Source organism: Caballeronia sp. LZ033, from assembly GCF_031451265.1.
Lineage (GTDB): Bacteria > Pseudomonadota > Gammaproteobacteria > Burkholderiales > Burkholderiaceae > Caballeronia.
On sequence record NZ_JARUXQ010000001.1, the window covers coordinates 207,551 to 231,653 of the forward strand.

Here is a 24,103-nt window from a genome sequence, read left to right on the forward strand (position 1 = left end):
GGAGCTCTCGTGGCAGACATTCAATCGATCAACGCAGCGCCGTCGAGCGCCATGCGCCGCGACGCGCAACAGGCCGAAGCCGCCGGACAGGAATTCCTCGTCTTCACGCTCGGCGCCGAGGAATACGGCATCGACATTCTCAAGGTGCAGGAGATCCGCGGCTACGACAACGTCACGCGCATCGCCAACGCGCCCGCCTTCATCAAGGGCGTGATCAACCTGCGCGGCATCATCGTGCCGATCGTCGACATGCGCATCAAGTTCAACCTCGGCCGGGTCGACTACGACAACCAGACCGTCGTGATCATCCTGAACGTCGCGCATCGCGTGGTGGGCATGGTGGTGGACGGCGTCTCCGACGTGCTCACGCTCACGGCAGAACAGGTGATGCCCGCGCCGGAATTCGGCGGCACGCTGGCCACCGAATACCTGACGGGCCTCGGCACCGTCGAAGGCCGCATGCTGATCCTGATGGACATCGAGAAGCTCATGACGAGCCGCGAGATGGAATTGATCGACGCCGTCGGCGCATGAAACGCACTTAGCCAAGCAGGAACGAAGCCATGCTGAAGAAGTTGTCGATCCGCACGACGCTCACGCTCGTCGGTCTCCTGTTCGCCGGCTGCGCGGCGGTGATCGGCGCGCTCGCGCTCACCGGTCTCAACGCTGCGAACTCCGCGCTCACGTCGCTCGCGCAGCAGGACATGACCGCGATGCGCGCGCTGTCCGAAACCTCGTCGTATCTGCTGCGCTCGCGCGTCACGCTCGACCGCGTGCGTTCGCTCGCTGAAGCGGGTAACGATGCGGAAGCGCAGAAGGCAATCGAACGCGGCCAGTATCTGCTGGGCAAAAGCAACGAGAACTGGAAGCTCTATCTCGACACGTCGAAGCCGACGCTGCCGAAGGACATTCTCGACGCGCTCGTCACGCAGCACGACGCGCTGCTCAAGACGGGCGTGGAGCCGGAGTTCGCCGCGATCCGCGCCAAGGACATGGCCGCGTATCACGCGATCGCCGACACGAAGATCAGCCCGATGTTCGTCGCCTTCGACCAGGCCGTGACGACTGCCGTCGCCGCGCAGCAGGATCATGCCGAAAGCGCGCGTGCGAGCACGGCGTCGCATGTCGCCGCGCTCAACGTGACGATCGGCGCGGTGCTTGCGCTGGCGGTGCTGATGCTGATCGGCACGCGCATGGCGCTGGCGAGCCTGATCGTCAAGCCGATCAACGAGGCGGTCGAGCATTTCGACCGCATCTCGAACGGCGACCTCACGCACACCGCGCACAGCGACCAGGGCAATGAGATCGGCCGCCTGTTCGCGGGCATCGAACGCATGCGCGGCAACCTGACCACGATGGTGGGCGCGGTGCATCGCGGTGCGGAATCGATCGATGTCGGCGCGCACGAGATCGCGAGCGGCAACACGGATCTTTCACAACGCACGGAAGAGCAGGCGGCATCGCTGCAGGAAACGGCGTCGAGCATGGAACAGCTCACCAGCACGGTGAAGCAGAACGCCGACAACGCACGCCAGGCGAGCCAGCTGGCGGTGAATGCATCGGATATCGCATCGCGCGGCGGCGAGGTGGTCGAGCAGGTCGTCGACACCATGCATGCGATCGCGTCAAGTTCGAGCAAGGTCGTCGACATCATCGGCGTGATCGAGGGCATCGCGTTCCAGACCAACATTCTTGCATTGAACGCGGCCGTGGAAGCGGCGCGCGCCGGCGAGGAAGGCCGCGGTTTCGCGGTGGTCGCGGGCGAAGTGCGTTCGCTCGCGCAGCGCAGCGCGGCGGCGGCCAAGGAGATCAAGGCGCTGATCGGCGACTCGTCGGCCAAGGTGGATAGCGGCACGGAACTCGTGGCGCGTGCCGGCGCCACGATGGGCGAGATCGTGCAGGCCGTGCGCCGCGTGACCGACATCATGGGCGAGATCAGCGCGGCGTCGGAGGAACAGTCCGACGGCATCGAGCAGGTCAACCGCGCCGTCACGCAGATGGACAGCGTGACTCAGCAGAACGCCGCGCTCGTCGAGCAGGCGGCGGCTGCTGCCGCGTCGCTCGAAGAGCAGACGCGTCAGTTGAAGGGCGTTGTCGCGCAATGGCGTGTCGAGGGCGCCGCGCCCGTGCGCGGCAGCGCCACGACGGCCGCCGCCCGGCTCACGCCGGCTGCGCGCATCGAGCCGACGCCGGCTCGGCCCGCTGTTGCAAAGACCGCGTTCAAGCCGTCGAAGCCGGCCCACTCCGCGAAAGTTGCGGCGGAGCCTAACGTCGTGACGGAAGCGGCCGTTATCAAGGAAGTTGCGAAGGTAGCTGCGAAGGAACCGGCGAAGAAAGTGGCCGCTCCCGCGCCGCGCAAAAGCGTACCGGCAGCAATGCCCGCGCCGCGCGTCAAGGCGACGACCGCCGACGACGGCGACTGGGAAACCTTCTAAGCCTTCATCCAAGCCTTCATTCAATCAAGTGCGAAACGGAACGACCATGCAGGCAGCGCGCGACACCATCGACGAGCAGCGTTTCTTCGGAACGCCAGGACGTCGCGCGGGCGCAGGGTCTTCGCACGCCACGCGGTTTGCGAGCGCGACGGACACGCCACATCAGGCATCGGCAGCGATGCCGGGGAAGCACGAATCATCATGACGGCCACGCGCAACCCGCGCCTCGATTTGCCTGCCCCTGTGCGCGGCGAAGTCGAGCGCGATTTCGAATTCACGGCGGCGGACTTCGCCCGCATCCGCGAGCTGATTCACCGGCGCGCGGGCATCTCGCTCTCGGACCACAAGCGCGACATGGCCTACAGCCGTCTCGCGCGCCGTCTGCGGGCGTGCGGCATCGACACCTTCAAGCATTATCTCGACCGCCTCGAAACCCACGAGGACAACGCCGAGTGGGAAGCGTTCGTCAATGCGCTGACCACGAACCTCACCGCGTTCTTCCGCGAGTCGCATCACTTTCCGATCCTGTCCGAGTTCGTCAAGCGCCGGCCGCAGCCGTTCTCGGTGTGGTGCTCGGCGGCGTCCACCGGCGAGGAGCCGTATTCGATCGCGATGACGCTGGTCGAAGCGCTGGGCGAACACGCAGCGCGCCAATGCACGGTGTTCGCAAGCGACATCGACAGCCAGGTGCTGGCCAAGGCAGATGCGGGCGTGTATTCGCTGGACCAGGTCAAGACAATGCCGGTCGAGCGCCTGAAGCGCTTCTTCCTGAAGGGCACGGGTTCGCATGTGGGCCTCGTGAAGGTGCGTCCCGAACTGCGCGCGATGGTGAACTTCGGCCGCGTGAACCTGACCGATGCGCGCTACGACGTGAAAGGCCCGTTCGACGTCATCTTCTGCCGCAACGTGATGATCTACTTCGACAAGCCGACGCAAGGCCAGGTGCTGTCGCGCTTCGAGCCCTTGATGAAACCGGGTGCGCTGCTGTTTGCGGGGCATTCGGAGAACTTCACGTATGTGTCGCAGGCCTTCAGGCTGCGCGGCCAGACCGTGTACGAACTGGCGCGCGACGCCAAACCGGGCACGGCGTCGAAGAGCGCACGCGCGCTGGCGGGAGAGGCGGCATGAGCGGACTGCCGATCGCGTCGAATCTCTATTACGACAATCACTTCAAGAAGCCGGGCGTCAAGCTGCTGCCCAACGAGTTCTACATGACGAGCGAGGACATGGTCCTCGTCACCGTGCTCGGCTCGTGCGTGGCGGCGTGCATCAACGACCGCACGGCGGGCATCGGCGGCATGAATCATTTCATGCTGCCCGACGACGGTTCCGATGCATCGCATGCGTCTTCCGATTCGATGCGTTACGGCGCCTACGCGATGGAAGTGCTCATCAACGAACTCATCAAGCGGGGCGGGCGGCGCGAGCGTTTCGAGGCGAAGGTGTTCGGCGGCGGCGCGGTGCTCGCGGGCATGACCACGATCAACATTGGCGACCGCAACTCGGAGTTCGTGCGCCGCTACCTCGCGCTGGAAAAGATCCGCATCGTGGCGGAAGACCTGCAGGGCATGCATCCGCGCAAGGTCGCGTTCATGCCGCGTTCGGGTCAGGTCATGGTCAAGAAACTGAAGACGCAGCACGACCCCGTCGTGGTCGAGCGCGAGCAGGCGCTGGTGCAGCGCACGCCGGAAGAGCGCGCCGAACGGCTCGCCCGGGCGCGTGCCCGTGTCGAACTGTTCCAGTCGAATGCCAGTGCTGCCAAACCGCGCGTCGAACTCTTTACCACTTCGGCAAGCACGCTCGCGAAGCCGCGCGTGGAACTGTTCGGCAATGCGGCCCGCAGCCTGCGCGGCGCGAAAACGCCGGAGGAAGCATGAGCCTGAATCACGCGATCCCCGCAAAAACATCCGCTGCGCCGAAGATCAAGGTGCTGTGCGTCGATGACTCCGCGCTCGTGCGCAGCCTGATGACCGAGATCATCAATTCGCAACCCGACATGCAGGTGTGCGCAACCGCGCCGGACCCGCTCGTCGCGCGCGAACTCATCAAGCTGCATAACCCGGACGTGCTGACGCTCGACGTCGAAATGCCGCGCATGGACGGTCTCGATTTCCTCGAGAAGCTGATGCGCCTGCGGCCGATGCCGGTCGTGATGGTGTCGTCGCTGACGGAGCGCGGCAACGAGATCACGCTGCGCGCACTCGAACTCGGCGCGGTCGATTTCGTCACGAAGCCGAAGGTCGGCATTCGCGACGGCATGCTCGACTATGCCGAGAAACTCGCCGACAAGATCCGCGCCGCGTCGCGGGCACGCGTCAGGCAGCACGCGCATCCGGCGAGCGCGCCGGCGCAGGCGAGCCCGCACAAGCCGGCGCCGCATTTCAACAATCCGCTCGTCTCGACGGAAAAGCTCGTGATCGTCGGCGCCTCGACGGGCGGCACCGAGGCGATCCGCGAAGTGCTGACGCCGCTGCCGCCCGACGCGCCCGCGGTCATGATCGCGCAGCACATGCCGCCGGGTTTCACGAAGTCGTTCGCGCAGCGTCTGAACGGCCTTTGCCGCATCACCGTGAAGGAAGCGGAACACGGCGAGCGCGTGTTGCCGGGCCATGCGTACATCGCACCGGGTCATGCGCACCTCGTGCTTGCGCGCAGCGGCGCGAACTACGTCGCGCATCTCTCGGATGCGCCGCCGGTGAACCGGCACCGGCCATCGGTCGACGTGCTGTTCCATTCGGCGGCGCAGCACGCGGGCAAGAACGCGATCGGCGTGATCCTGACCGGCATGGGCCGCGACGGCGCCGCCGGTCTGCTCGAGATGCAGCAGGCGGGCGCGTACACGCTGGCACAGGACGAAGCGAGTTGCGTGGTGTTCGGCATGCCGCGCGAAGCAATTGCAATGGGTGGCGCGAGCGAAGTCGCGCCGCTGACGGAAATGAGCCGCCGCGTCATGGCGCGGCTCGCCTCGATGGGCGAACGCGTGCAGCGCGTCTGAGTTTTTTGGATTGAGCGGCGCAGCCGCATTGAGAACACACGGGAGTAATGATGGACAAGAACATGAAGATCCTCGTCGTCGACGATTTTCCGACGATGCGCCGTATCGTGCGTAACCTGCTCAAGGAGCTGGGTTACGGGAACGTCGATGAAGCCGAAGACGGCGCGGCCGGTCTTGCGCGTCTGCGCGGCGGCGGCTTCGACTTCGTGATCACCGACTGGAACATGCCGAACCTCGACGGCCTGGCGATGCTGCAGCAGATCCGCGCCGACGCGGCGCTCGCGCATCTGCCGGTGCTGATGGTCACCGCCGAGTCGAAGAAGGAGAACATCATCGCGGCGGCCCAGGCCGGCGCGAACGGTTATGTGGTGAAGCCCTTCACCGCCGCGACGCTCGACGAGAAGCTGACCAAGATTCTCGAGAAGATGGCTAAAGCGGGGAGCTGATCGTGAACGATCTGACCACTGAACTGGCCGCCGCGGTCGCCTCCGCGGCCGAAGCCGAGGGCGACGCGTCGAGCGACCGCATTCTCGCGCGCATCGGCCAGCTGACGCGCACACTGCGCGACTCGATGCGCGAGCTCGGTCTCGACAAGCAGGTCGAAGCCGCGGCGCAGGCCGTGCCCGACGCGCGCGACCGCCTCAAGTACGTCGCGACGATGACCGAACAGGCCGCCGAGCGCGCGCTCAACGCCATCGAGCTCGCCAAGCCGATGCAGGAAGCGATGCAGGGCGAAGCCCAGGCGCTCGACGCGCGCTGGGCTCGCTGGTACGAGGCGCCGCTCGCCCAGGCCGAAGCGGGCGCGCTGCTCGCGGAAACCCGCACGTTCCTGCAGAGCGTGCCGGAACGCACGCAGGCAACCAACGCGCAATTGCTGGAAATCATGCTCGCGCAGGATTTCCAGGATCTCACCGGTCAGGTGATCAAGAAGATCACGGACGTCGTGTATCTGATCGAGCAACAATTGCTGGGCGTGCTGCTCGAAAACATCGCGCCCGAGCGCCGCGAGCAGTTCGCGGCATCGGCGGCGGCATTGATGTCGTCGGCGAGCGGCAGTCCGGAAGGGCTCCTCAACGGGCCGCAGATCAACCCGGAAGGGCGCAGCGACGTCGTGCAGGATCAGTCGCAAGTGGACGATCTGCTGGCCAGCCTCGGCTTCTGACGGTCTTTTGCGGGGCGTCGGTCCGACAGGCCCGGTCCTTGCGATAACGCGGAGCGCATGTCATTGCGCTCCGCGTTTTTTATTGTGCGCGTCCGCGAACGCTAGGCCTGTTCCTCCCGGCTGGCATACTGACGGTAGTCACGTCGCAAGTTTGGGCGTGAAAAAACAGTGGCGCATCAGTCACTCTATTGTCACAAGGCCAGTCGCTTCTGAGAGGGCGGCAGGCCGGAAAATCCGACAGGAGGCCCAGTGAAGGCATCGAAACAAACCCGTCATGGGCGTCTGACGAAGGTGTTGGCTGGCGCGGTCGGCGCGCTGTGCGTATGGACAGCCGCACCCGCCTATGCCGTACTCGGCGGCGCGCCGATGCCCAAGCCGCAAGGCGCCACGTCTCCCACCGCGCAGGTGGTCGCGCGCGCGGCCACCGCGAGCGGCGCATCTTCGAGTTCATCAGCCGGTTACACCGTGCGGTCCACGTTGCTCCCGAGCGGCACCACGATCGACGAATATCTGACGGCGCAAGATGTGGTGTTCGGCATCGCCTGGAAAGGGCCGCGCATGCCCGACCTCGTCTCGCTGCTCGGCAGCTACTTTCCCCAGTACCAGCAAGGCCTGAAGGCACAACGCGCCGCGCGCGGCGGCCGGGGGCCGGTGAGCGTGCAAGGCAGCGGTCTGGTCGTGGAGTCCGGCGGCCACATGGGCGCCTTCCAGGGCCGTGCGTATCTGCCGCAATCCTTGCCCGCCGGCGTCAACGCCAGCGACATCCAGTAGACGACGGGAGATACCGGCATGCAGCGCACGACACTCGGCTTTCCCGCCCTCAACCTGCAACGCGCCGGCGGCTTCGTCCGCTGGATGAGCGCGTTGTTCCTTTCGATCATGCTGGCAGCCTGCGGCGGCGGCAGCGACAACAACTCCAGCTCGAACAACGGTGGCTCGTCCGGAGGCGGCGGATCGGGCGGCGGCAGCACCCCCACCAGCACGGCGACGGCCCAGCCCATCCAGCCCAACGGCACCAACGCCGTGCCGATCAACGTCAATTCGGGCGTGGCTGGCTTCGTCAACATTCCGAATGTCTCGGTCACCGTCTGCGCACCCGGCACCACGGTGTGCCAGACGATCAACAACATCCAGGTGGATACCGCATCGTATGGCTTGCGTCTGCTCGGCTCAGCCGCGCAGTCGGTCATCACGAGCCTGCCTGGCGTGGCCGCGGCGAATGGCGGCCAGCTCGCGGAATGCGCGGGCTTCGCGGACGGCTATACCTGGGGCACGGTCCGCACGGCCGACGTGAAGATCGGCTCCGAAGTGGCGTCGAACGTGCCGGTGCAGATCATCGGCGACCTCAGCGCATCGAGCGCGCCGACGGGCGACAACGGCTGCCCGTCCGGCAACGACGAGAACTCGACGGATCAGATCGGCGCGAACGGCATTCTCGGCGTCGGGCCGCAGGCGGCGGATTGCGGCAGCCTGTGCACGACGTCGGCGCTCAACCAGATGTACTACTCGTGCAGCAACGGCGCGAACTGCACGGGCACCACGGTGCCGGTGGCGCAGCAGGTAACCAATCCCGTCACCCGGTTCGCGGCCGACAACAACGGCGTGATCGTGCAGTTGCCGCCAGTGCCCGACGGCGGCGCAACCAGCGCGACCGGCGTGCTGATATTCGGCATAGGGACGCAAAGCAACAATGCGCTCACGGGCGTGACGAAGTACGGTACCGACCAGTACGGCAACCTGACCGGCATCTACAAGGGCAACACCCTCGCGACCTTCTTCGATTCCGGATCGAACGGCAACTTCTTCCCGGACACCTACACGTTGTGCTCGAATGACAACGCGTTCTACTGTCCGGGTTCGGAGCAATCGCTGTCGGCGAAGATCGCCGGCAGCGAAGGCAATGCCGCGATCGTGCCGTTCCAGCTCGTCAGCGCGCGCACGCTGACGGCGGATGGCTCGAAGTACGCGTTCGACAGCCTCGGCGGCCAATTGGGTCTGACCAACATGTTCGACTTCGGCCTGCCGTTCTTCTTCGGCCGCCACGTCTATGTGGGGTATGAGGTGTCGAACGGCGCGGCGTTCGTGGCGTTCTGATTGCCGGCGCGCGCTTGAAGCGAAACCGGCTGCGTGTGGGCGCAGCCGGTTTTTTTATGACTCGTGGATACGCGGCGTGCGCGGCTTGCGTGGCGCGCGTTCGAAGAGCCTGTCATAGAGCCAGCGCGGCAGCGCGTGCAGCAGCATGCCGGCAACGCGCATCTGCCACGGGAAGGTCGCATAACGCACGCCGCGCTCGATTGCCCGCGCAGCCTTCCCGGCGAAGCGCTCGGCATCCATGAGGAAGGGCATCGGATAGGGATTGTGCGCGGTCATTTCGGAGCGCACGTAGCCTGGCGCGATCGTCACGACGCTCACGCCGAGCGGGCGCATCTCCACGCGCAGCGACTCCAGATACTTCGCCGCCGCGGCCTTGGAGGCGCTGTACGCGCCCGAGCCCGGCAGTCCGCGCACGCCCGCGACGCTCGCAATGCCCACGAGCGTGCCGTGTCGCGCCGCCGTCATCGAGGCGATGAACGGCTCGAAGGTCGCGACCATGCCGTAATAGTTGACGTCCATCACGGCGCGGAAGGTGTCGAGATCGCCTTCGCCGGTCAGTACGCCGCGGCTCACGCCGGCATTGGCGATGACGACGTCCGCCGGGCCGTGCTCGTCGATGAAACGGCGTGCGGCATCGGCGAGCGCGGCGGCGTCGCGCACGTCGACGGGATACAGCGAGAGGGAGGCTTGCGGGAACCTGGCGGCGAACGCCGCGAGGGAGTCGGCGCGCCGGGCGACCAGACCGACCACGGCGCCGCGCCGCACGTAATGCTCGGCCAGCGCCTGGCCGATGCCGCTCGATGCGCCGGTGATGAAGACTTTCAGACGAACTGCATTCATACCGGCGTGCTTGACGAGGGAATCAGAGCTTCTTGTCGCGAACTTGCTGGACCAGGAAGTCCATCACCTGCGTCGTGCCTTGCAGGCTGTTGGTCATGGCCGGGCCGGTTTCATACTTGCCTTGCACGACGACCGTCGGCACGCCGTCGATCTTGTAGTCCTGCAACAGCTTGTTGTCGCGCTGGATGGCGCTCTGCGTCGAGAACGAGTTGTAGGCGTCCAGATACTTCTTCTTGTCGATGCCTTGCGTGGCGAGGAAGTCCGCCTGCGCCTGCGGCGTCAGCAGGTAGTTCTTCTTCACGTGGATCTCGTTGAACACGGCGGGCGTGACCTTCTCGGCGACGCCCAGTGCGTCCAGCGCGTGGTACATCTTCGAGTGCGGGATGAAGTCGTCGCGGAACGCCACCGGCACGCGCTTGAACACGACGTCCGGCCCTTGCTTCTTCTCCCATGCCTCGATATACGGCTCGAACTCGTTGCAGTGCGGGCAGCCGTACCAGAAGAACTCGATGACTTCCACCTTGCCGGCGGGTGCGCCGACCGGCTGGGCCGCCTGCAGCACGGAGTAGTCCTTGCCGGCGGTGGGGTCGGCCATGGCCGAACTCGCGACGCTCATCGAGGCGGCAGCAATGCCGAGGGACAGGGCGAACGCGCTAAACAGTTTTTTCATGATGGGAGAGTGAAAGCAAAAGAGTCGCGGAGGCTAAAAAAAAGAGGCCCTCAAGTGGGACACACGATGCTTAAGCCGTGCTTAAACCATGCTCGGGCGAAGTCCGGCGCCGCCGATCCTCGCGTTCGCCCACGCCATGGATGAACAACGGCGCGGGCGCCCGACCCCGATGCAATGCTTACTGCCGCGAGAAACGGATCACCGCAGTGTCGACGCCGGCATCGGACAGACGCTGGCGCGCCGTGTTCATGTCCTCGAACTTCGCGAACGGACCAATCCGCACGCGATAGTACGTCACACCGCCCGCATCGCGCTGCGTGACGCGCGATTCGAAACCCTGGAAGCCAAGACGCGCGCGCTGCTGTTCGGCGTCGGCCTGAGTCTTGTACGCGCCGACCTGCAGGAAGTAGCCGGTGTTCACGTCGCCCGGCGCGGGCGGCGTGGTCTTGGCGGTGGCCGGTGCGGAACCGCCCTTCGGCGGCGTGGCGGCGGCGTTGCTGGTGGCGTTCGGCGCGTTCTCAGGCTTCTTCGCGGCGGCCGAGCTCGCGGCCTTCGGGTTCGAATCGGTCGTGCCCGAGGGCGGCACTTCGACGATCTGCGGTTCGTCGAGCATGCCCGACGACTGCGTCTGATTGTTGGTCTGGCCTGGCGCGGTATTCGGCGGCGTGGGCTGCGCGGCTTGCGGCACCGGCTGGCCCGGCGTCTTGCCTTGCAGCGGACGGTTCGGGTCATACGGCTGCGCAGCGGCGGGCGCGGAGTTGGCGTCCGAGGCCGGCGGCGCGACCTTCGCGACGAACGGCGTGGGCGCGCGGGTGATGTACAGCGCGACGATGACAGCAATGGCCAGGCCGACGATCAGCCCCAGCACGATGCCGATGAAGGTTCCCCCGGTTTGCTTCGACTGCTTGGAATGACTGGTCGTGCGACGTGGTTTTGCCATCGTTTGGATCACCTGCGAGAAAGTCTTCTGGTTTGGCCGACGATTATAGCCGTGGCTTAATACCGATCCGCGCCAGCCTCCCGTCCGCGCGCGCCGAAAAGTCCGATTTCGCAGGGCGCGCGGTGCCGGGGGCGGCAGACATCACATCTTTTGGGGAGCGGAGACGCCGATCGTCGCGAGACCGTTCTCGAGCACCTGGCGGGTGGCGGCCAGCAGCGCGATGCGCGCGCTGCGTTCTTTCTCGTCGTCCACGAGCACGCGCTCCGCATTGTAGAACGAGTGAAATTCGCCGGCGAGATCGCGCAGATAGAAGGCCACCGCGTGCGGCGCGAGTTCGAGGGCCGCGTGCTGGAGCATGTCCGGGTACTCGGCGAGCTTCTTGAGCAGGGCCATGGCGCGGTCGCTCGACAGCGGCGAGAGATCGGCTTGCGCGGCTTGCGACAGGTCGCCGGCGTAGCGTTCCTTCCAGTCGTTGAGGATCGTGCAGATGCGCGCGTGCGCGTACTGCACGTAGTAGACCGGATTCTCGTCGTTCTGCTTGAGCGCGAGATCGATGTCGAAGACGAACTCGGTGTCTGCCTTGCGCGAGATCAGGAAGAAGCGCACGGCGTCGCGGCCGCGCCGGATCGTGGCTTCGTCGATCTGGTCCGGCGCGGTCTCGTGGCCCGGCGCGAGACCGCCGGACCATTCGATCAGGTCGCGCACCGTCACATAGCTGCCCGCGCGCTTGGAGATCTTCACTTCCTCGCCGTCGCGCATGACGGTCACCATCTTGTGCAGCACGTAGTCGGGATAGCCCTTCGGAATGCCGACGCCCAGTCCCTGCAGACCCGCGCGCACGCGCGCGATGGTGCCGTGATGGTCCGAGCCCTGCACGTTGATGACCTTCGTGAACCCGCGCTGCCACTTGGTCACGTGATAGGCGACGTCCGGCACGAAGTACGTATAGGTGCCGTCGGACTTCTTCATGACGCGGTCCTTGTCGTCGCCGTCGTCGGTGGTGCGCAGCCACAGCGCGCCGTCCTGCTCGTAGGTCTTGCCGGCGTCGATGAGCGCCGCGACCGTCTGCTCGACGCGCCCTTCCTTGTACAGCGACGACTCCAGATAGAACTGGTCGAACTTCACGCCGAACGCGGTCAGATCCATGTCCTGCTCGTGACGCAGATACGCGACCGCGAAGTGACGGATGGCTTCGAGGTCTTCGACGTCGCCCTTGCCCTTCACCGGATCGCCGTCCTTCGCCGCGACGGTTTCGCCCGCCAGATAGTCGCGCGCGATGTCGGCGATGTACTCGCCGTTGTAGGCTGCGTCTGGCCATTCCGCGTCGCCCGGCTTGAGGCCGCGCGCGCGCAGCTGCGTGGAGATGGCGAGATTGTTGATCTGCACGCCCGCGTCGTTGTAGTAGAACTCGCGGTGCACGTCGTAACCCTGCGTGCCGAGCAGGTTGGAGAGCGCGTCGCCGAGCGCCGCCTGACGGCCATGGCCGACGTGCAGCGGCCCGGTGGGATTCGCCGAAACGAACTCGATCAGCACGCGCCGGCCGGCGTCGCGGGTGGAGCGGCCATAGGCGGCGGCTTCATCCAGCACGGCCGGGATCACGGCTTGCTTCGCCGTCGCGGCAAGACGCAGATTGATGAAGCCGGGACCCGCGACTTCCGCGCTCTCGACCAGCCCTTGGGCCAGCTCGGCGCCGAGCAAGGCATCGACGATCTGCTGCGCAAGCTGGCGCGGATTGGCGCGCAACGGCTTGGCGAGCTGCATCGCGACGTTCGAGGCGACGTCGCCGTGCGCGGCGACCTTCGGCCGTTCGAGCACGATGGCCGGCGCGACGAAGGCCGCTTCGCTGGCGCCCTGGGTGGCTTGCGCGACCTGCTTGACCGCGTCGGTGAGGAGCGTTTCGAGAGTGTGTTTGTGTGCGGGCAGCATGCTGAAAGTGATCCAGTGGAGCGGGTCCGGAAGGGTGCGGCGTCGTGACAATGAACCGCGGGCGAACCGCGCGTTCGCGATCCGTGATGCGGGCGGCGCCGCTTGCCATGTTCATCGCTCAGCGCAACCTTCGGTCACGCGCGGAGCGGCAGTTGGCCCGGTTTTAACCCGATGAAGTGGGGATTTTAGCAGGTGCTAATATGTCGAATCAGGGTGTTGTCACGTTGTCAGGGAGACCGGCTCATCGGCGCGCTGCTTGCAAACCGCCTTCTTGCAAACCGCCTATAACCCAACATAAAGCAAAGGACCATGCCATGCTGATCACATTCAAATCACCCGCCGCACCGGACGTCATGATGCTGGAGAACCTGGCGGAATACCTGCTCGGCATCATCGGGAAACAGCTCACGGAGCGCGGCGTCATCACGCACGAGGACTTGCCCTCGGCCATCGAGAAGCTCGAAGCCGCCGTCAGCAGCGACAGGAAAGAACGCGCCGAGCACGACGGCCACTTTCATGAAGGCGAGGAAGGCCACGAGCCGCATGAAATTCCCATCGGACTGGCGCAACGTGCGTATCCGTTCCTCGACATGATGCGGCTCGCGCAGAAGGACGGCAAAGATATTCTCTGGGGCGTCTGAACGCGCTTATCAGCGTTTGACTCAGCGCTTGTTCATGCGCTGAAAGCGAAAAACCCGCATCGCGTGATGAACGATGCGGGTTTTTTCCAACGGGTGCTTCTGCTGCGTCGAACGGTTATCGTCGCGTCGATGCCGGCTTACTGCGACTGCCCGTTGGTCGCCGACTTGGGCTTCCTCGGCTTCTTGGGCTTCTTCTTGTGCTCGGTCTGCGGCGGCGAATACGAAGATGCGGTCGTGCTGCTGGCAGGCTGCGCGAAGGCAACCGGACTCGACGCGAGAACGGCGGCTGCGATCGCTAGGGTGGCGGCGGACGTCAGCTTTTTCATGCGACTTTCTCCGAGACGAAGTATGCGTGTCCGTCGTCGTGACGGCGTATCGCAGCGACAGTCTACGGAAAGACAAAATTTCCCGCCGATAGCCTGCCGCTTTTTCGCGCCTTTTTCCCTTTATAACGCCGCGCGTATGGTTTTTCGCCACACGTTGCGTGCAAGTCCGACTGGTCAGCCGCGCGGCTGGACGCTAGTTCAGCGCTGCGGCGCGAGCGCCCGCTCGGCTTCGGTCAACGGCATGTTCATGCGCTGTGCATAGCTCGCCAGCTGATCGTCGCCGATCTTGCCGACCGAAAAATACGTGCTGTCCGGATGCGCCAGATAGAACCCGGACACGCTGGCGGCAGGCGTCATCGCCAGCGATTCGGTCAGCTCCATGCCGATCTCGTCCGCCTGCAGCACGTCGAACATGGCGCGCTTGACGAGGTGATCCGGGCACGCCGGATAGCCCGGCGCCGGCCGGATGCCGACATACTTCTCGGCGATCAGCGCGTCGTTGTCGAGCGCCTCGTTCTGCGCATAGCCCCACAGTTCACGCCGCACGCGCGCGTGCAGCGCTTCGGCGAAGGCTTCGGCGAAGCGGTCGGCGAGCGCCTTCAGCATGATCGCGCTGTAGTCGTCATGATCCGCCTCGAACTGTCGTTCCTTTTTGTCGACGCCCAGGCCCGCCGTCACCGCGAACAGGCCGATGTAGTCCTTCACGCCCGAATCCTTCGGCGCGATGAAGTCGGCAAGCGAGCGGTTCGGACGCATCACGCCGTCCACCACCGGACGCACGCTCTGCTGGCGCAGGTTGCGCCAGGTCATCGCGACCTGCGTGCGGGATTCGTCGGTGTAGATCTCGATGTCGTCGTCGTTCACCGTGTTCGCGGGCAGCAGCGAAATCACGCCGTTCGCCGTCAGCCAGCGGCCCTGGATGAGGCGCGAGAGCATCGACTTGCCGTCGGAGAACACGCGCCGCGCCGACTCGCCGACGATCTCGTCGTTCAGGATCGCCGGATACGGACCCGCGAGGTCCCAGGTCTGGAAGAACGGACCCCAGTCGATATAGTTCGCCAGCTCGGCGAGGTCGTAATTGCGAATCACGCGGCGGCCGATGAAGCTCGGCTTCTTCGGCGTGTACGCGCTCCAGTCAATCTTCGTGCGGTTGGCGCGCGCTTCGTCGTAGGTGACCATCGGCTGCGCTTTCTTGTTCGCGTGCTGGGTGCGGATGCGGTCGTAGTCGCTCTTCAAATCGTCGAGATACTTCGCCGCGCCTTCGTCCGACAACAAGCTCGACGCCACCGACACCGAGCGCGACGCGTCCGGCACATATACCACCGGGCCTTCGTAATGCGGCGCGATCTTCACGGCGGTGTGCACGCGCGACGTCGTTGCGCCGCCGATCAGAAGCGGCGTCTGCTTGCCGCGGAAATAGTCGTCGCGCTGCATTTCGGCGGCGACATAGGCCATTTCCTCGAGACTCGGCGTGATCAGCCCCGACAACCCGATGATGTCCGCGCCTTCTTCCTTGGCCTTCTGCAGGATGGTCGCGCAGGGCACCATCACGCCCATGTTGACCACTTCGAAGTTGTTGCACTGGAGCACGACGGAAACGATGTTCTTGCCGATGTCGTGCACGTCGCCCTTCACGGTCGCGATGACGATCTTGCCCTTCGAGCGCACGTCGGCGCCGGCTTCGGCGAGCCGCTGCTTCTCTTCCTCGATGAACGGAATCAGATGCGCGACGGCCTGCTTCATCACGCGCGCCGACTTCACCACTTGCGGCAGGAACATCTTGCCCTGGCCGAACAGGTCGCCGACGATGTTCATGCCGTCCATCAGCGGCCCTTCGATCACGTTGATCGGGCGGCCGCCGGCGGCGTCGATCTTCTGCCGGACTTCTTCCGTATCCTCGACGATGAAATTCGTGATGCCGTGCACCAGCGCGTGCGACAACCGCGCCTCGACCGGCTGGTTGCGCCACTCGAGGTTCTCTTCCTTCTTCGCCGCGCCGGTCTTGAACTTGTCGGCGATTTCGAGCAGCCGGTCGGTGCCGTCTTCGCGGCGGTTCAGCACCACGTCTTCCACGCGGTCGCGCAGTTCGGCGTCGAGATCGGCATACACGCCCAGCTGGCCCGCGTTGACGATGCCCATGTCCATGCCCGCCTGGATGGCGTGATACAGGAACACCGTGTGGATCGCCTCGCGCACCGGATCGTTGCCGCGGAACGAGAACGACACGTTCGACACCCCGCCGCTCACCTTCGCATACGGCAGGTTCTGCTTGATCCAGCGCGTCGCGTTGATGAAATCGACCGCGTAGTTGTTGTGCTCCTCGATGCCGGTCGCGATGGCGAAGATGTTCGGATCGAAGATGATGTCTTCCGGCTCGAAGCCCGCTTCGTTCACCAGGATGTCGTACGAGCGCTTGCAGATCTCGGTCTTGCGCTGGAAGGTGTCGGCCTGGCCGTGCTCGTCGAAGGCCATCACGACCGACGCCGCGCCGTAGCGGCGGATCAGCTTCGCGTGACGCAGAAACTGCTCCTTGCCTTCCTTGAGCGAGATGGAATTGACGATGGCCTTGCCCTGCACGCACTTGAGGCCCGCCTCGATCACCTCCCACTTCGACGAGTCGATCATGATCGGCACGCGCGCGATGTCGGGCTCCGACGCGATCAGATTCAGGAAGCGCACCATGGCGGCTTTCGAATCGAGCATCGCCTCGTCCATGTTGATGTCGATGACCTGCGCGCCGTTTTCCACCTGCTGGCGCGCGACGGCCAGCGCCTCGTCGAACTGGCCGTTCAGGATCATGCGCGCGAACGCCTTCGAGCCGGTCACGTTGGTGCGCTCGCCGACGTTGATGAAGAGCGAACCCTCGTTGACGTTGAACGGCTCGAGGCCGGAAAGACGCATCGTGTGATCGGTCATGGTGTGCGGGGTCGTATGAGTTTCGGTGTCAGGCTGCGTCGCGATACTGCGACGGGAACGCGCGCGGCTTCACGTCGGCGAGCGCCTTCGCGATCTCGGCGATGTGTTCCGGCGTCGTGCCGCAACAGCCGCCCGCGAGGTTCACGAGGCCGGCGGAAGCGAACTCCTTCAGCAGGCCGGACGTCACGTCCGGGGTTTCGTCGAAGCCGGTGTCGCTCATCGGATTCGGCAGGCCGGCGTTCGGATAGCAGGACACATAGGTATCGCACAGCTTCGAGAGCTCGGCGATATACGGCCGCATCAACGCCGCGCCGAGCGCGCAGTTCAGGCCGAAGGTCAGCGGCTTCGCATGACGCAGCGAATTCCAGAAGGCCTCGACCGTCTGGCCGGACAGGATGCGGCCCGAGGCGTCGGTGACGGTGCCCGAGATCATGACGGGCAGCAGCTCGCCGGTGTCGTCGAACAGCTGGTCCAGCGCGAACAGCGCGGCCTTGGCGTTCAGCGTGTCGAAGATGGTTTCGACCAGGAACAGGTCGCAGCCCGCGTCGAGCAGCGCCTTGGCCTGTTCGTAGTACGCGTCGCGCAGTTCGTCGAAGGTGACGTTGCGGGCGCCGGGATCGTTCACGTCCGGCGAGATGCTTGCGGTCTTGGGCGTCGGTCCGATCGCGCCCGCGACGAAGCGCGGCTTGTCCGGCGTCGAGTAACGGTTGCAGGCTTCGCGCGCAAGCTTCGCCGATTCGACGTTCATCTCGGCGGCCAGCTTTTCCATGCCGTAGTCGGCCTGCGCGACGCTCGTCGCGCCGAAGGTGTTCGTCTCGATGATGTCCGCGCCCGCCGCCAGATACTGCTCGTGAATCTCGCGGATCACCTGCGGCTGCGTGAGCGACAGCAACTCGTTGTTGCCCTTGATGTCGCGGTCGTAGTCCTTGAAGCGCTCGCCGCGATAGGCGGCTTCGTCGAGCTTGTAGCGCTGGATCATCGTGCCCATCGCGCCGTCCAGGATCAGGATGCGCTTCTGCAGCAGTTCGGGCAGCACTGCGCCGCGCGTGTAGGCGCGCGCGGTGGTTGGAATGGCGTTCTGGGTCATGACGGACGAGGCCTGCACCAATGGGGAGAGCCTGACATTGTAGCGGCAGCGCGGGGCGGCCGCCCCGGCGCGCCGCGCGCCTGGCGGGGCAGGCCGGGGCATTGTCGGCAAAAAAAGAACCCCGCCGGTTGCGTGTTGCGGGCGGGGTCTTCGGGGAGGCGAGTGTCGCCGGAGCCGCATGACCGTGCGGCGGCGGGCGCGGCCGGCGCGATGCCGGCACGCGCGAACGGCGCATCAGTGAAGCACGACGGGCTGGTTCATCAACATGTCGAACTGGCCAAGGAATTCGTCCACGTCCTCGAGCGACGGTTCTTCCTCGATCAGCTTCTGCACGGTCTCGCGAAACTTGGCGGCGAGCGCGCCGTCGATGAAGATCTCGCGCTGCGTGTTTTTGTCGACGATCTCGTAACCGCCGGCGCGCATCGCGAGGTGATTGTCCTGCGGCGGAAACTCGACGACGCAATAATTGGGGCTGTTGTAGATCATTTGCATGGCGACACTCCTTATTCCTTGATTGCTCCTGCAGCCTGAACCTTAAGTGGAGCGAGAGAGTGGGAATTCAAGGGGTGGCCCCGATGTGATGCCGTGGTATCGAGGCGTTCTTTTGCAGCAGCTACGGTAAGAATCACGCGGAATCGCGTAGGAAATTTCCTAGAAGCGCGCTGAAACGTTGCGATTCCTCGACTGGCGTGAGGTGCGCGGCGTCGAGTGTTTCGAATTGCGCGTCCGGGATCGTGTCCGCGATCACTCTGGAAGCAGCAGGTGTCGTGCCAACATCGCCTGAACCCGCGATAACCAATGTTCGTTTCGCTACGGATGATAATCCCTCGCGGGCGTCGAAACCGCTGACCGCCTCGGCGGCCCGTGCGAAACCCTCGGCTGGCGTACGCGCAATGGTTTCCGCGATCGGCTCGACGACTTCAGGATGGGCTTTCCGAAACCCGGGCGTGAGCCAGCGCTCGAGCGTCGCTTCCACGATACTCGCGGTGCCGTTTTCGCGCACGGACGCTGCCCGTTGCGCGAAGACGGGGCGGGCGTCGTCGGGAATGAAGGCGGGGGCGCCGGCCACGGTCAGCGTGGCGACCTTGTCCGGGTGACGGATGGCCAGCTTCTGCGCCACCATTCCGCCGATCGACAGTCCCACTACATGCGCCGACGGCGCGCCGAGCCGGTCGAGCAGCTCGGCCAGGTCGTCGGCGAGATCGTCGATGGTGAAGCTGTCGGGCGATGCCGTGGTTTTGCCGTGGCCGCGCAGGTCATAGCGCAGCACGGTGAAATCGTTGCGGAAATATCCGGCCATCTGATCCCACACGGACAGATCGCCCGCCAGTTGATGAATGAAGACGATCCATGGGCCGCCTCCTTCGTTGTCGAGAACATAGCGGGTGTCGATGCGATTGATGGTCAACTGCATATCGGCTCCGTCAAGACTGCGGTTTGCGATGTTGTCGAAAGACTGCGCTTTGCTGCGTTCGATGCCTGCGCGCGGAGTGTCGATGTCACGGCGTGTTACGGCCCCCGAACCGCGAACGTTACGTCGGCGTTACGGCTTGGCCGCATCCCGGGCGTCCGGCGCGGATTCCTCTGACGCATCCGGCGTGCCCGCACCGCTGCCTTGATCCGGGGCGGCGGGCGCCGCGAGCTTGCCGGCCCATAGCAGTTCCAGCTGCATGCCGTTCGGCTCGGTTTGCAGAATCCGCACGGGTAGCCAGCCAATCGACGGCGCGAGCCAGATGTCGAGCTTGCGGCGGTCGCCTTCCTTGCGCGGCAGGCGGGTGAAATGGCGGGCGTTGGTGAAACCGCCGCGGGTCTGCACGGTTTCGTCACCGACGGTTTCGATGGACCAGATCTCGCTGCTGTCGTTGTCCGCGACGCTGAATTGCCGGGTCACGCCCGGCTTGTACCGGTCCGGCGCGCCGCGCACGAGGCTCGACAACTGCATGACGACGCTGAAACGGTCCTGCGCGCCGTCGGCGAGCGGCTGCGCTTGCGGCGTTTTGGTGTAGACGATCTGCTTCGTTTCGCGATTGAAAATGGCGACGTCGGCGGCGCGGCGGCCGCGCTGCTCGGAGTACTGCTCCGGCGCGATGCCGAAGCCATCGATATGGCCTTTGCTCGAATACACATACGGACCGACGAAAGGCAGCGGAATCGACACGACCATCTCGTAATGCGGACCGTCGTGGGTCCAGTGGATCGTGCCGGTCTGATTCATCATGCCGTTCACAAGCGTGTCATAGCGCAGCTCGCCGCTGGGCGGAACGTTGAACGTGTCGCCCGAGGCGGGGGCCTGCGCGGCTTGTGCTGACTGCGAGGCCGATGCCGGCGCGGGCGCCGCCGGTTGCGCGGGACCCGACGCGGCGGCCGGCGCCGAGGCCGCCACGCCCGATGCAGCGGCGGGCGCATCGGGTTGCGGTGTCGCCGCGCTCAGGATCGGTGCGGCAGGTGGCGCGGCGGGCGCGGGCTTCGGCGCGGGGGCGACGGGCTTCGGAACGGGTGCGGGCTTGGGCGCAGGCGCCGGCGCAACCGGTTTCGGCGTGAGCAATTCGATCTGCACCGGCGGCGTCTCCGGCGGCGGATTCTCGGGCTGCCGGTTCCGCTCGAACCATCGCACCGCGCTCCAGTGCAGTCCCGCGACGATCAGCACGGCCAGCGCCCAGCGTCCCCAGCGGCGCGGCGCGGCGGACTGCGGGGCGGCATCGGACGGCTCGCCGGCGTTCGGGCGAGGGCGGCGGAACGGAAAGAATGGCATCGGGCGAAGGGTAAGGCGCGCGTATGACAGTCAGCGCACAGTCAACGCAACAAGAAACGCGAAAGGACTACGACACGCGCGACGGAACCGATGTTCCTGCGCCCGTGCCGTAAGCGCACTCAGCGTTCGCCTTCCTTGTACCCCAGTTCGTACGACAGACTGCGGGCGCAGTCGCGCAGCGCGGTATCGATTTCACCGCCCCAGTGCGTGTCGAAAGCGCCTTCGTGCCCCAGCGCGATGAGGCCCAGCGCGAGTTCGCCGGTGGCGTCGAACACCGGCGTGCAGAACGCGTGGATGGTCGGCAGCAGCATGCCTTCGACGCGCGCCGCGCCGTGCTCACGCACCTGGGCCAGCAGCGGCTCGACATCGGCGAGGCGCTGCTTCGTTGCGGCGAGTTCGCGCTCGAGCATCGGCTGCGTCTTGCTGCGCGGCAGGTACGCGGCGAACAGCAGGCCGGTGGCGGACGACAGCAGCGGCATCACGTCGCCGAGCTTGAGCGACGCTTTCGCCGGATGGCTCGATTCCATCCAGTGCACGACCGTCGGCCCCTGATTGCCCCACACCGCGATGCCGACCGTCTGATCCAGCCGGTCGCGCAGTTCCGCGAGCGCGATCCGCGCGAGCCGCACGCCGTCCACGCGCGCGAGCCGCGCCAGACCCATTTGCAGCGCGAAGCCGCCAAGTTCGTAGCGCCCCGACACCGGATCCTGCGACGCCACGCCCAGCCGCACGAAACTCACGAGATAGCGATGCGCCTTCGCCGGACTCATGCCGGCGCGCTGCGCGAGATCGCGCAGCATCATCGCGCGGGGTTCGTTGGTGAGCACGTCGAGCAGACGGAAGCCCACCTCGATCGACTGAATGCCGGAGCGCGTCTTCTCTTCGGCGGTGTCGGGATCGCTGACGTCGAGCGTGTCGTCGTCGTCGGGCGCGGCGGAGCGGGTCGATGGCATGAATAACAAACGCAGGGAAAGCGCGGCGTTGGGGATTCACCATCGTAAAATACATTTCCCCCAACGTCATCCACGTCACTTCCCGCTCTATGAAACTCGCCACGCTGAAGGACGGCACGCGCGACGGCCAGCTCGTCGTCGTTTCGCGCGATCTGCGCACGGCGGCCATCGCCGACGGAATCGTCTCCACGCTGCAGCGCGCGCTCGACGACTGGACTTTCTACGCGCCGCAACTGCTCGACCTGTACGAGGCGCTGAACCTCGGCCGCGCGCGCAACACTTTCCCGTTCGATCCCAAAGCCTGCATGGCGCCGCTGCCGCGCGCGTTCCAGTGGGCCGACGGCTCGTCGTACGTGAATCACGTCGAACTCGTGCGCCGTGCGCGCAACGCCGAAATGCCGCCCGAGTTCTGGACCGATCCGCTGATGTACCAGGGCGGCAGCGACGACTTCATCGGCCCGGCGGACGACATCGTCTGCGCGACGGAATCGTATGGCATCGACTTCGAGGCCGAAGTCGCCGTGATCACGTCGGACGTCCACATGGCCGCGATGCCCGACGAAGCCCTGAAGAGCGTTCGTCTGCTGATGCTGGTGAACGACGTGTCGCTGCGCAATCTGATTCCCGCCGAACTGGCGAAGGGCTTCGGCTTTTTCCAGAGCAAGCCCGCGACCGCGTTCTCGCCGGTGGCCGTGACGCCCGACGAACTCGGCGATGCCTGGCGCGAGGGCCGCGTGCACCGGCCGATGACCGTGCACTGGAACGGCAAGAAAATCGGCCATCCGGATTGCGGCACGGACATGGTGTTCCACTTCGGCCAGCTGATCTCGCACGCCGCGAAGACGCGCAATCTGCGCGCGGGCGCGATCGTCGGCTCCGGCACGATCTCCAACAAGGACGCGACGCGCGGCTACTGCTGCATCGCCGAGAAGCGATGCCTGGAGACCATCGAGCACGGCGCGCCGCAGACGGACTTCATGAAGTTCGGCGACAGCGTGAAGATCGAGATGTTCGACGCCGACGGCAAGTCGATCTTCGGCGCCATCGATCAGGCGGTGGTGCAGCCGGAACACTGAAGCGCCGCGCGCCGCAACGGGTTTCGCCCGATGCGGTGCGCGCGAGCCGCGCCTTACACTTTGCCGGGCTGCTTTCGCAGCGATCAGAACAAACAAGAAAAGGAGACTCGGATGGCGGCAGGCAAGTGGAAGTTTCTGGTGGGCGCGGCAATGACGCTGGCCGCGACGGCAGCCTTCGCGCAAAGTGCGCAGCACGTGAAGATCGGCCTGGTGCTCTCGCTGACGGGGCCGGCCGCGTCGCTCGGGATTCCGGCGCGCGACACCGTCGCGCTGCTGCCGAAGGAGATGGGCGGCCGGCCGGTCGACTACATCGTCCTCGACGACGCCTCGGACACCACGCAGGCCGTGCAGAGCACCAAGAAGCTCATCAGCGAGGACCAGGTCGACGCGATCATCGGCTCGTCCATCACGCCGAACTCGCTCGCGATGATCGACGTCGTCGCGCAGGGACAGACGCCGATGATCTCGCTGGCGTCGTCGGCGAAGATCATCGAGCCCGTCGACGACAAGCGCCGCTGGGTCTTCAAGACGCCGCAGACCGACGCGATGATGGCCTCCGCCATCGCCGAACACGCGAGCAATCACGGCGTGAAGACGCTGGCCTACATCGGCCAGGCGGATGCGCTCGGCGAGACCTTCTATGCCGAAGTCGCGAAGTTCGCCGAACTGCACAAGATCCGCGTGGTCGCGAACGAGCGCTTCAACCGCACCGACCCGAGCGTGACCGGACAGATCCTCAAGATCCTCGCGACCAAGCCGGATGCGGTGGTGGTCGGCGCCGCCGGCACGCCGGCCGCGCTGCCGCCGAAGACGCTGGCGCAGCGCGGCTACAAGGGGCTGGTCTATCACAATCACGGCGTCGGCAACCGCGACTTCCTGCGCGTGTGCGGCGCGGACTGCAACGGCACCTTCCTGCCGACGAGCCCCGTGCTGGTCGCCGCGCAATTGCCGAACGATCATCCCGCGAAGCGCCTCGCGCTCGACTACATCAAACTGTACGAGGCGAAGCAGGGTGCGGGCACGGTGTCGGCGTTCGGCTCGTACACGTGGGACGCGGGCATGCTGCTGAACCGCGCAGTGCCCATCGCGATGAAGGCGGGTGCGCCCGGCACGCCGGCGTTCCGCAGCGCGCTGCGCGACGCGCTCGAAGGCACGAAGCAGTTCGCCGACACCAACGGGCAGGTCAACATGACGCCCAACGACCACATCGGCCTCGACCAGCGCGCGCGCGTGATGGTCGAGATTCGCGACGGCAAGTGGATCTACCAGCCGCGCTGACTCTTCATCTGA

At 65.6% G+C, this 24,103-nt stretch carries 23 protein-coding genes; 12 read left to right on the plus strand and 11 right to left on the minus strand.

Going from position 1 to position 24,103, the window contains the following annotated elements; genetic code table 11:
- The first annotated feature begins 51 nt into the window (after nt 1–51).
- The 9 genes from cheW to QCE62_RS01055 all read left to right on the plus strand — a co-directional run bounded on the left by cheW (nt 52) and on the right by QCE62_RS01055 (nt 8,686).
- Complete coding sequence (cheW, locus tag QCE62_RS01015) at nt 52–534, plus strand: chemotaxis protein CheW (RefSeq protein ID WP_404987344.1); 483 nt, start codon at nt 52–54, stop codon at nt 532–534.
- Nucleotides 535–563: 29 nt separating this feature from the next.
- Nucleotides 564–2,435 (plus strand): methyl-accepting chemotaxis protein, encoded by a 1,872-nt coding sequence (locus tag QCE62_RS01020; RefSeq protein ID WP_309913311.1) that lies wholly within the window; start codon nt 564–566, stop codon nt 2,433–2,435.
- A 201-nt stretch (nt 2,436–2,636) separates the two neighbouring features.
- On the plus strand, nt 2,637–3,563 hold the full coding sequence (locus tag QCE62_RS01025; protein WP_309913313.1) for a CheR family methyltransferase: 927 nt from the start codon (nt 2,637–2,639) through the stop codon (nt 3,561–3,563).
- On the plus strand, nt 3,560–4,312 hold the full coding sequence (gene cheD, locus QCE62_RS01030; protein WP_309913316.1) for a chemoreceptor glutamine deamidase CheD: 753 nt from the start codon (nt 3,560–3,562) through the stop codon (nt 4,310–4,312). The genes QCE62_RS01025 and cheD overlap by 4 nt, the downstream gene beginning before the upstream one ends.
- Nucleotides 4,309–5,430, plus strand: coding sequence for a chemotaxis response regulator protein-glutamate methylesterase (locus QCE62_RS01035; RefSeq protein ID WP_309913319.1), 1,122 nt, complete (start codon nt 4,309–4,311; stop codon nt 5,428–5,430). Before cheD ends, QCE62_RS01035 begins: the two co-directional genes overlap by 4 nt.
- Nucleotides 5,431–5,480: 50 nt before the next feature.
- Nucleotides 5,481–5,876, plus strand: a complete 396-nt coding sequence (cheY, locus tag QCE62_RS01040) for a chemotaxis response regulator CheY (protein ID WP_309913322.1) — start codon at nt 5,481–5,483, stop codon at nt 5,874–5,876.
- Nucleotides 5,877–5,899: 23 nt separating this feature from the next.
- Nucleotides 5,900–6,592, plus strand: a complete 693-nt coding sequence (gene cheZ / locus QCE62_RS01045; RefSeq protein WP_309811318.1) for a protein phosphatase CheZ — start codon at nt 5,900–5,902, stop codon at nt 6,590–6,592.
- Between the two features lie 249 nt (nt 6,593–6,841).
- On the plus strand, nt 6,842–7,363 hold the full coding sequence (locus tag QCE62_RS01050) for a DUF2844 domain-containing protein (protein ID WP_309913325.1): 522 nt from the start codon (nt 6,842–6,844) through the stop codon (nt 7,361–7,363).
- Nucleotides 7,364–7,381: 18 nt separating this feature from the next.
- Entirely contained in the window at nt 7,382–8,686 is a 1,305-nt protein-coding gene (locus QCE62_RS01055) for a DUF3443 domain-containing protein (protein ID WP_309913328.1), read from the plus strand.
- 54 nt (nt 8,687–8,740) lie between these two features.
- Here the strand turns inward: QCE62_RS01055 and QCE62_RS01060 are convergent, their stop codons facing one another.
- The 4 genes from QCE62_RS01060 to argS form a co-directional block, all read right to left on the minus strand.
- Entirely contained in the window at nt 8,741–9,526 is a 786-nt protein-coding gene (locus QCE62_RS01060) for an SDR family oxidoreductase (protein ID WP_309913331.1), read from the minus strand.
- Between the two features lie 22 nt (nt 9,527–9,548).
- Nucleotides 9,549–10,196, minus strand: a complete 648-nt coding sequence (locus QCE62_RS01065) for a thiol:disulfide interchange protein DsbA/DsbL (RefSeq protein ID WP_309913334.1) — start codon at nt 10,194–10,196, stop codon at nt 9,549–9,551.
- A 178-nt stretch (nt 10,197–10,374) separates the two neighbouring features.
- Nucleotides 10,375–11,136 (minus strand): SPOR domain-containing protein, encoded by a 762-nt coding sequence (locus QCE62_RS01070; protein WP_309913336.1) that lies wholly within the window; start codon nt 11,134–11,136, stop codon nt 10,375–10,377.
- 141 nt (nt 11,137–11,277) lie between these two features.
- On the minus strand, nt 11,278–13,062 hold the full coding sequence (gene argS / locus QCE62_RS01075) for an arginine--tRNA ligase (RefSeq protein WP_309913339.1): 1,785 nt from the start codon (nt 13,060–13,062) through the stop codon (nt 11,278–11,280).
- A gap of 314 nt (nt 13,063–13,376) precedes the next feature.
- Between argS and QCE62_RS01080 the strand changes: the two genes are divergently transcribed.
- Nucleotides 13,377–13,703, plus strand: a complete 327-nt coding sequence (locus QCE62_RS01080) for a DUF1840 domain-containing protein (protein ID WP_309913342.1) — start codon at nt 13,377–13,379, stop codon at nt 13,701–13,703.
- Nucleotides 13,704–13,840: 137 nt separating this feature from the next.
- Here QCE62_RS01080 and QCE62_RS01085 read toward each other — a convergent pair whose 3' ends face one another.
- The 7 genes from QCE62_RS01085 to QCE62_RS01115 all read right to left on the minus strand — a co-directional run bounded on the left by QCE62_RS01085 (nt 13,841) and on the right by QCE62_RS01115 (nt 21,737).
- Nucleotides 13,841–14,029, minus strand: coding sequence for a hypothetical protein (locus QCE62_RS01085; RefSeq protein WP_309913344.1), 189 nt, complete (start codon nt 14,027–14,029; stop codon nt 13,841–13,843).
- A gap of 198 nt (nt 14,030–14,227) precedes the next feature.
- A complete protein-coding gene (gene metH, locus QCE62_RS01090) occupies nt 14,228–16,945 on the minus strand; it encodes a methionine synthase (RefSeq protein ID WP_309913347.1) in 2,718 nt (905 codons plus the stop codon).
- A 28-nt stretch (nt 16,946–16,973) separates the two neighbouring features.
- Nucleotides 16,974–18,032 (minus strand): homocysteine S-methyltransferase family protein, encoded by a 1,059-nt coding sequence (locus QCE62_RS01095; protein ID WP_309913349.1) that lies wholly within the window; start codon nt 18,030–18,032, stop codon nt 16,974–16,976.
- A gap of 234 nt (nt 18,033–18,266) precedes the next feature.
- The gene (locus QCE62_RS01100) at nt 18,267–18,524 is read right to left on the minus strand and encodes a DUF3567 domain-containing protein (RefSeq protein WP_309807037.1); all 258 of its coding nucleotides are present in this window, start codon (nt 18,522–18,524) and stop codon (nt 18,267–18,269) included.
- A 133-nt stretch (nt 18,525–18,657) separates the two neighbouring features.
- On the minus strand, nt 18,658–19,446 hold the full coding sequence (locus QCE62_RS01105) for an alpha/beta fold hydrolase (protein ID WP_309913351.1): 789 nt from the start codon (nt 19,444–19,446) through the stop codon (nt 18,658–18,660).
- Nucleotides 19,447–19,575: 129 nt separating this feature from the next.
- Complete coding sequence (locus tag QCE62_RS01110; protein ID WP_309913353.1) at nt 19,576–20,784, minus strand: DUF3108 domain-containing protein; 1,209 nt, start codon at nt 20,782–20,784, stop codon at nt 19,576–19,578.
- Nucleotides 20,785–20,903: 119 nt separating this feature from the next.
- A complete protein-coding gene (locus QCE62_RS01115) occupies nt 20,904–21,737 on the minus strand; it encodes an IclR family transcriptional regulator (protein WP_309913357.1) in 834 nt (277 codons plus the stop codon).
- An 89-nt stretch (nt 21,738–21,826) separates the two neighbouring features.
- On the opposite strand from QCE62_RS01115, the gene QCE62_RS01120 reads away from it, so the two are divergent.
- Entirely contained in the window at nt 21,827–22,813 is a 987-nt protein-coding gene (locus tag QCE62_RS01120) for a fumarylacetoacetate hydrolase family protein (protein WP_309913361.1), read from the plus strand.
- Nucleotides 22,814–22,924: 111 nt separating this feature from the next.
- Entirely contained in the window at nt 22,925–24,091 is a 1,167-nt protein-coding gene (locus QCE62_RS01125; protein WP_309913363.1) for an ABC transporter substrate-binding protein, read from the plus strand.
- Nucleotides 24,092–24,103: the final 12 nt, after the last annotated feature.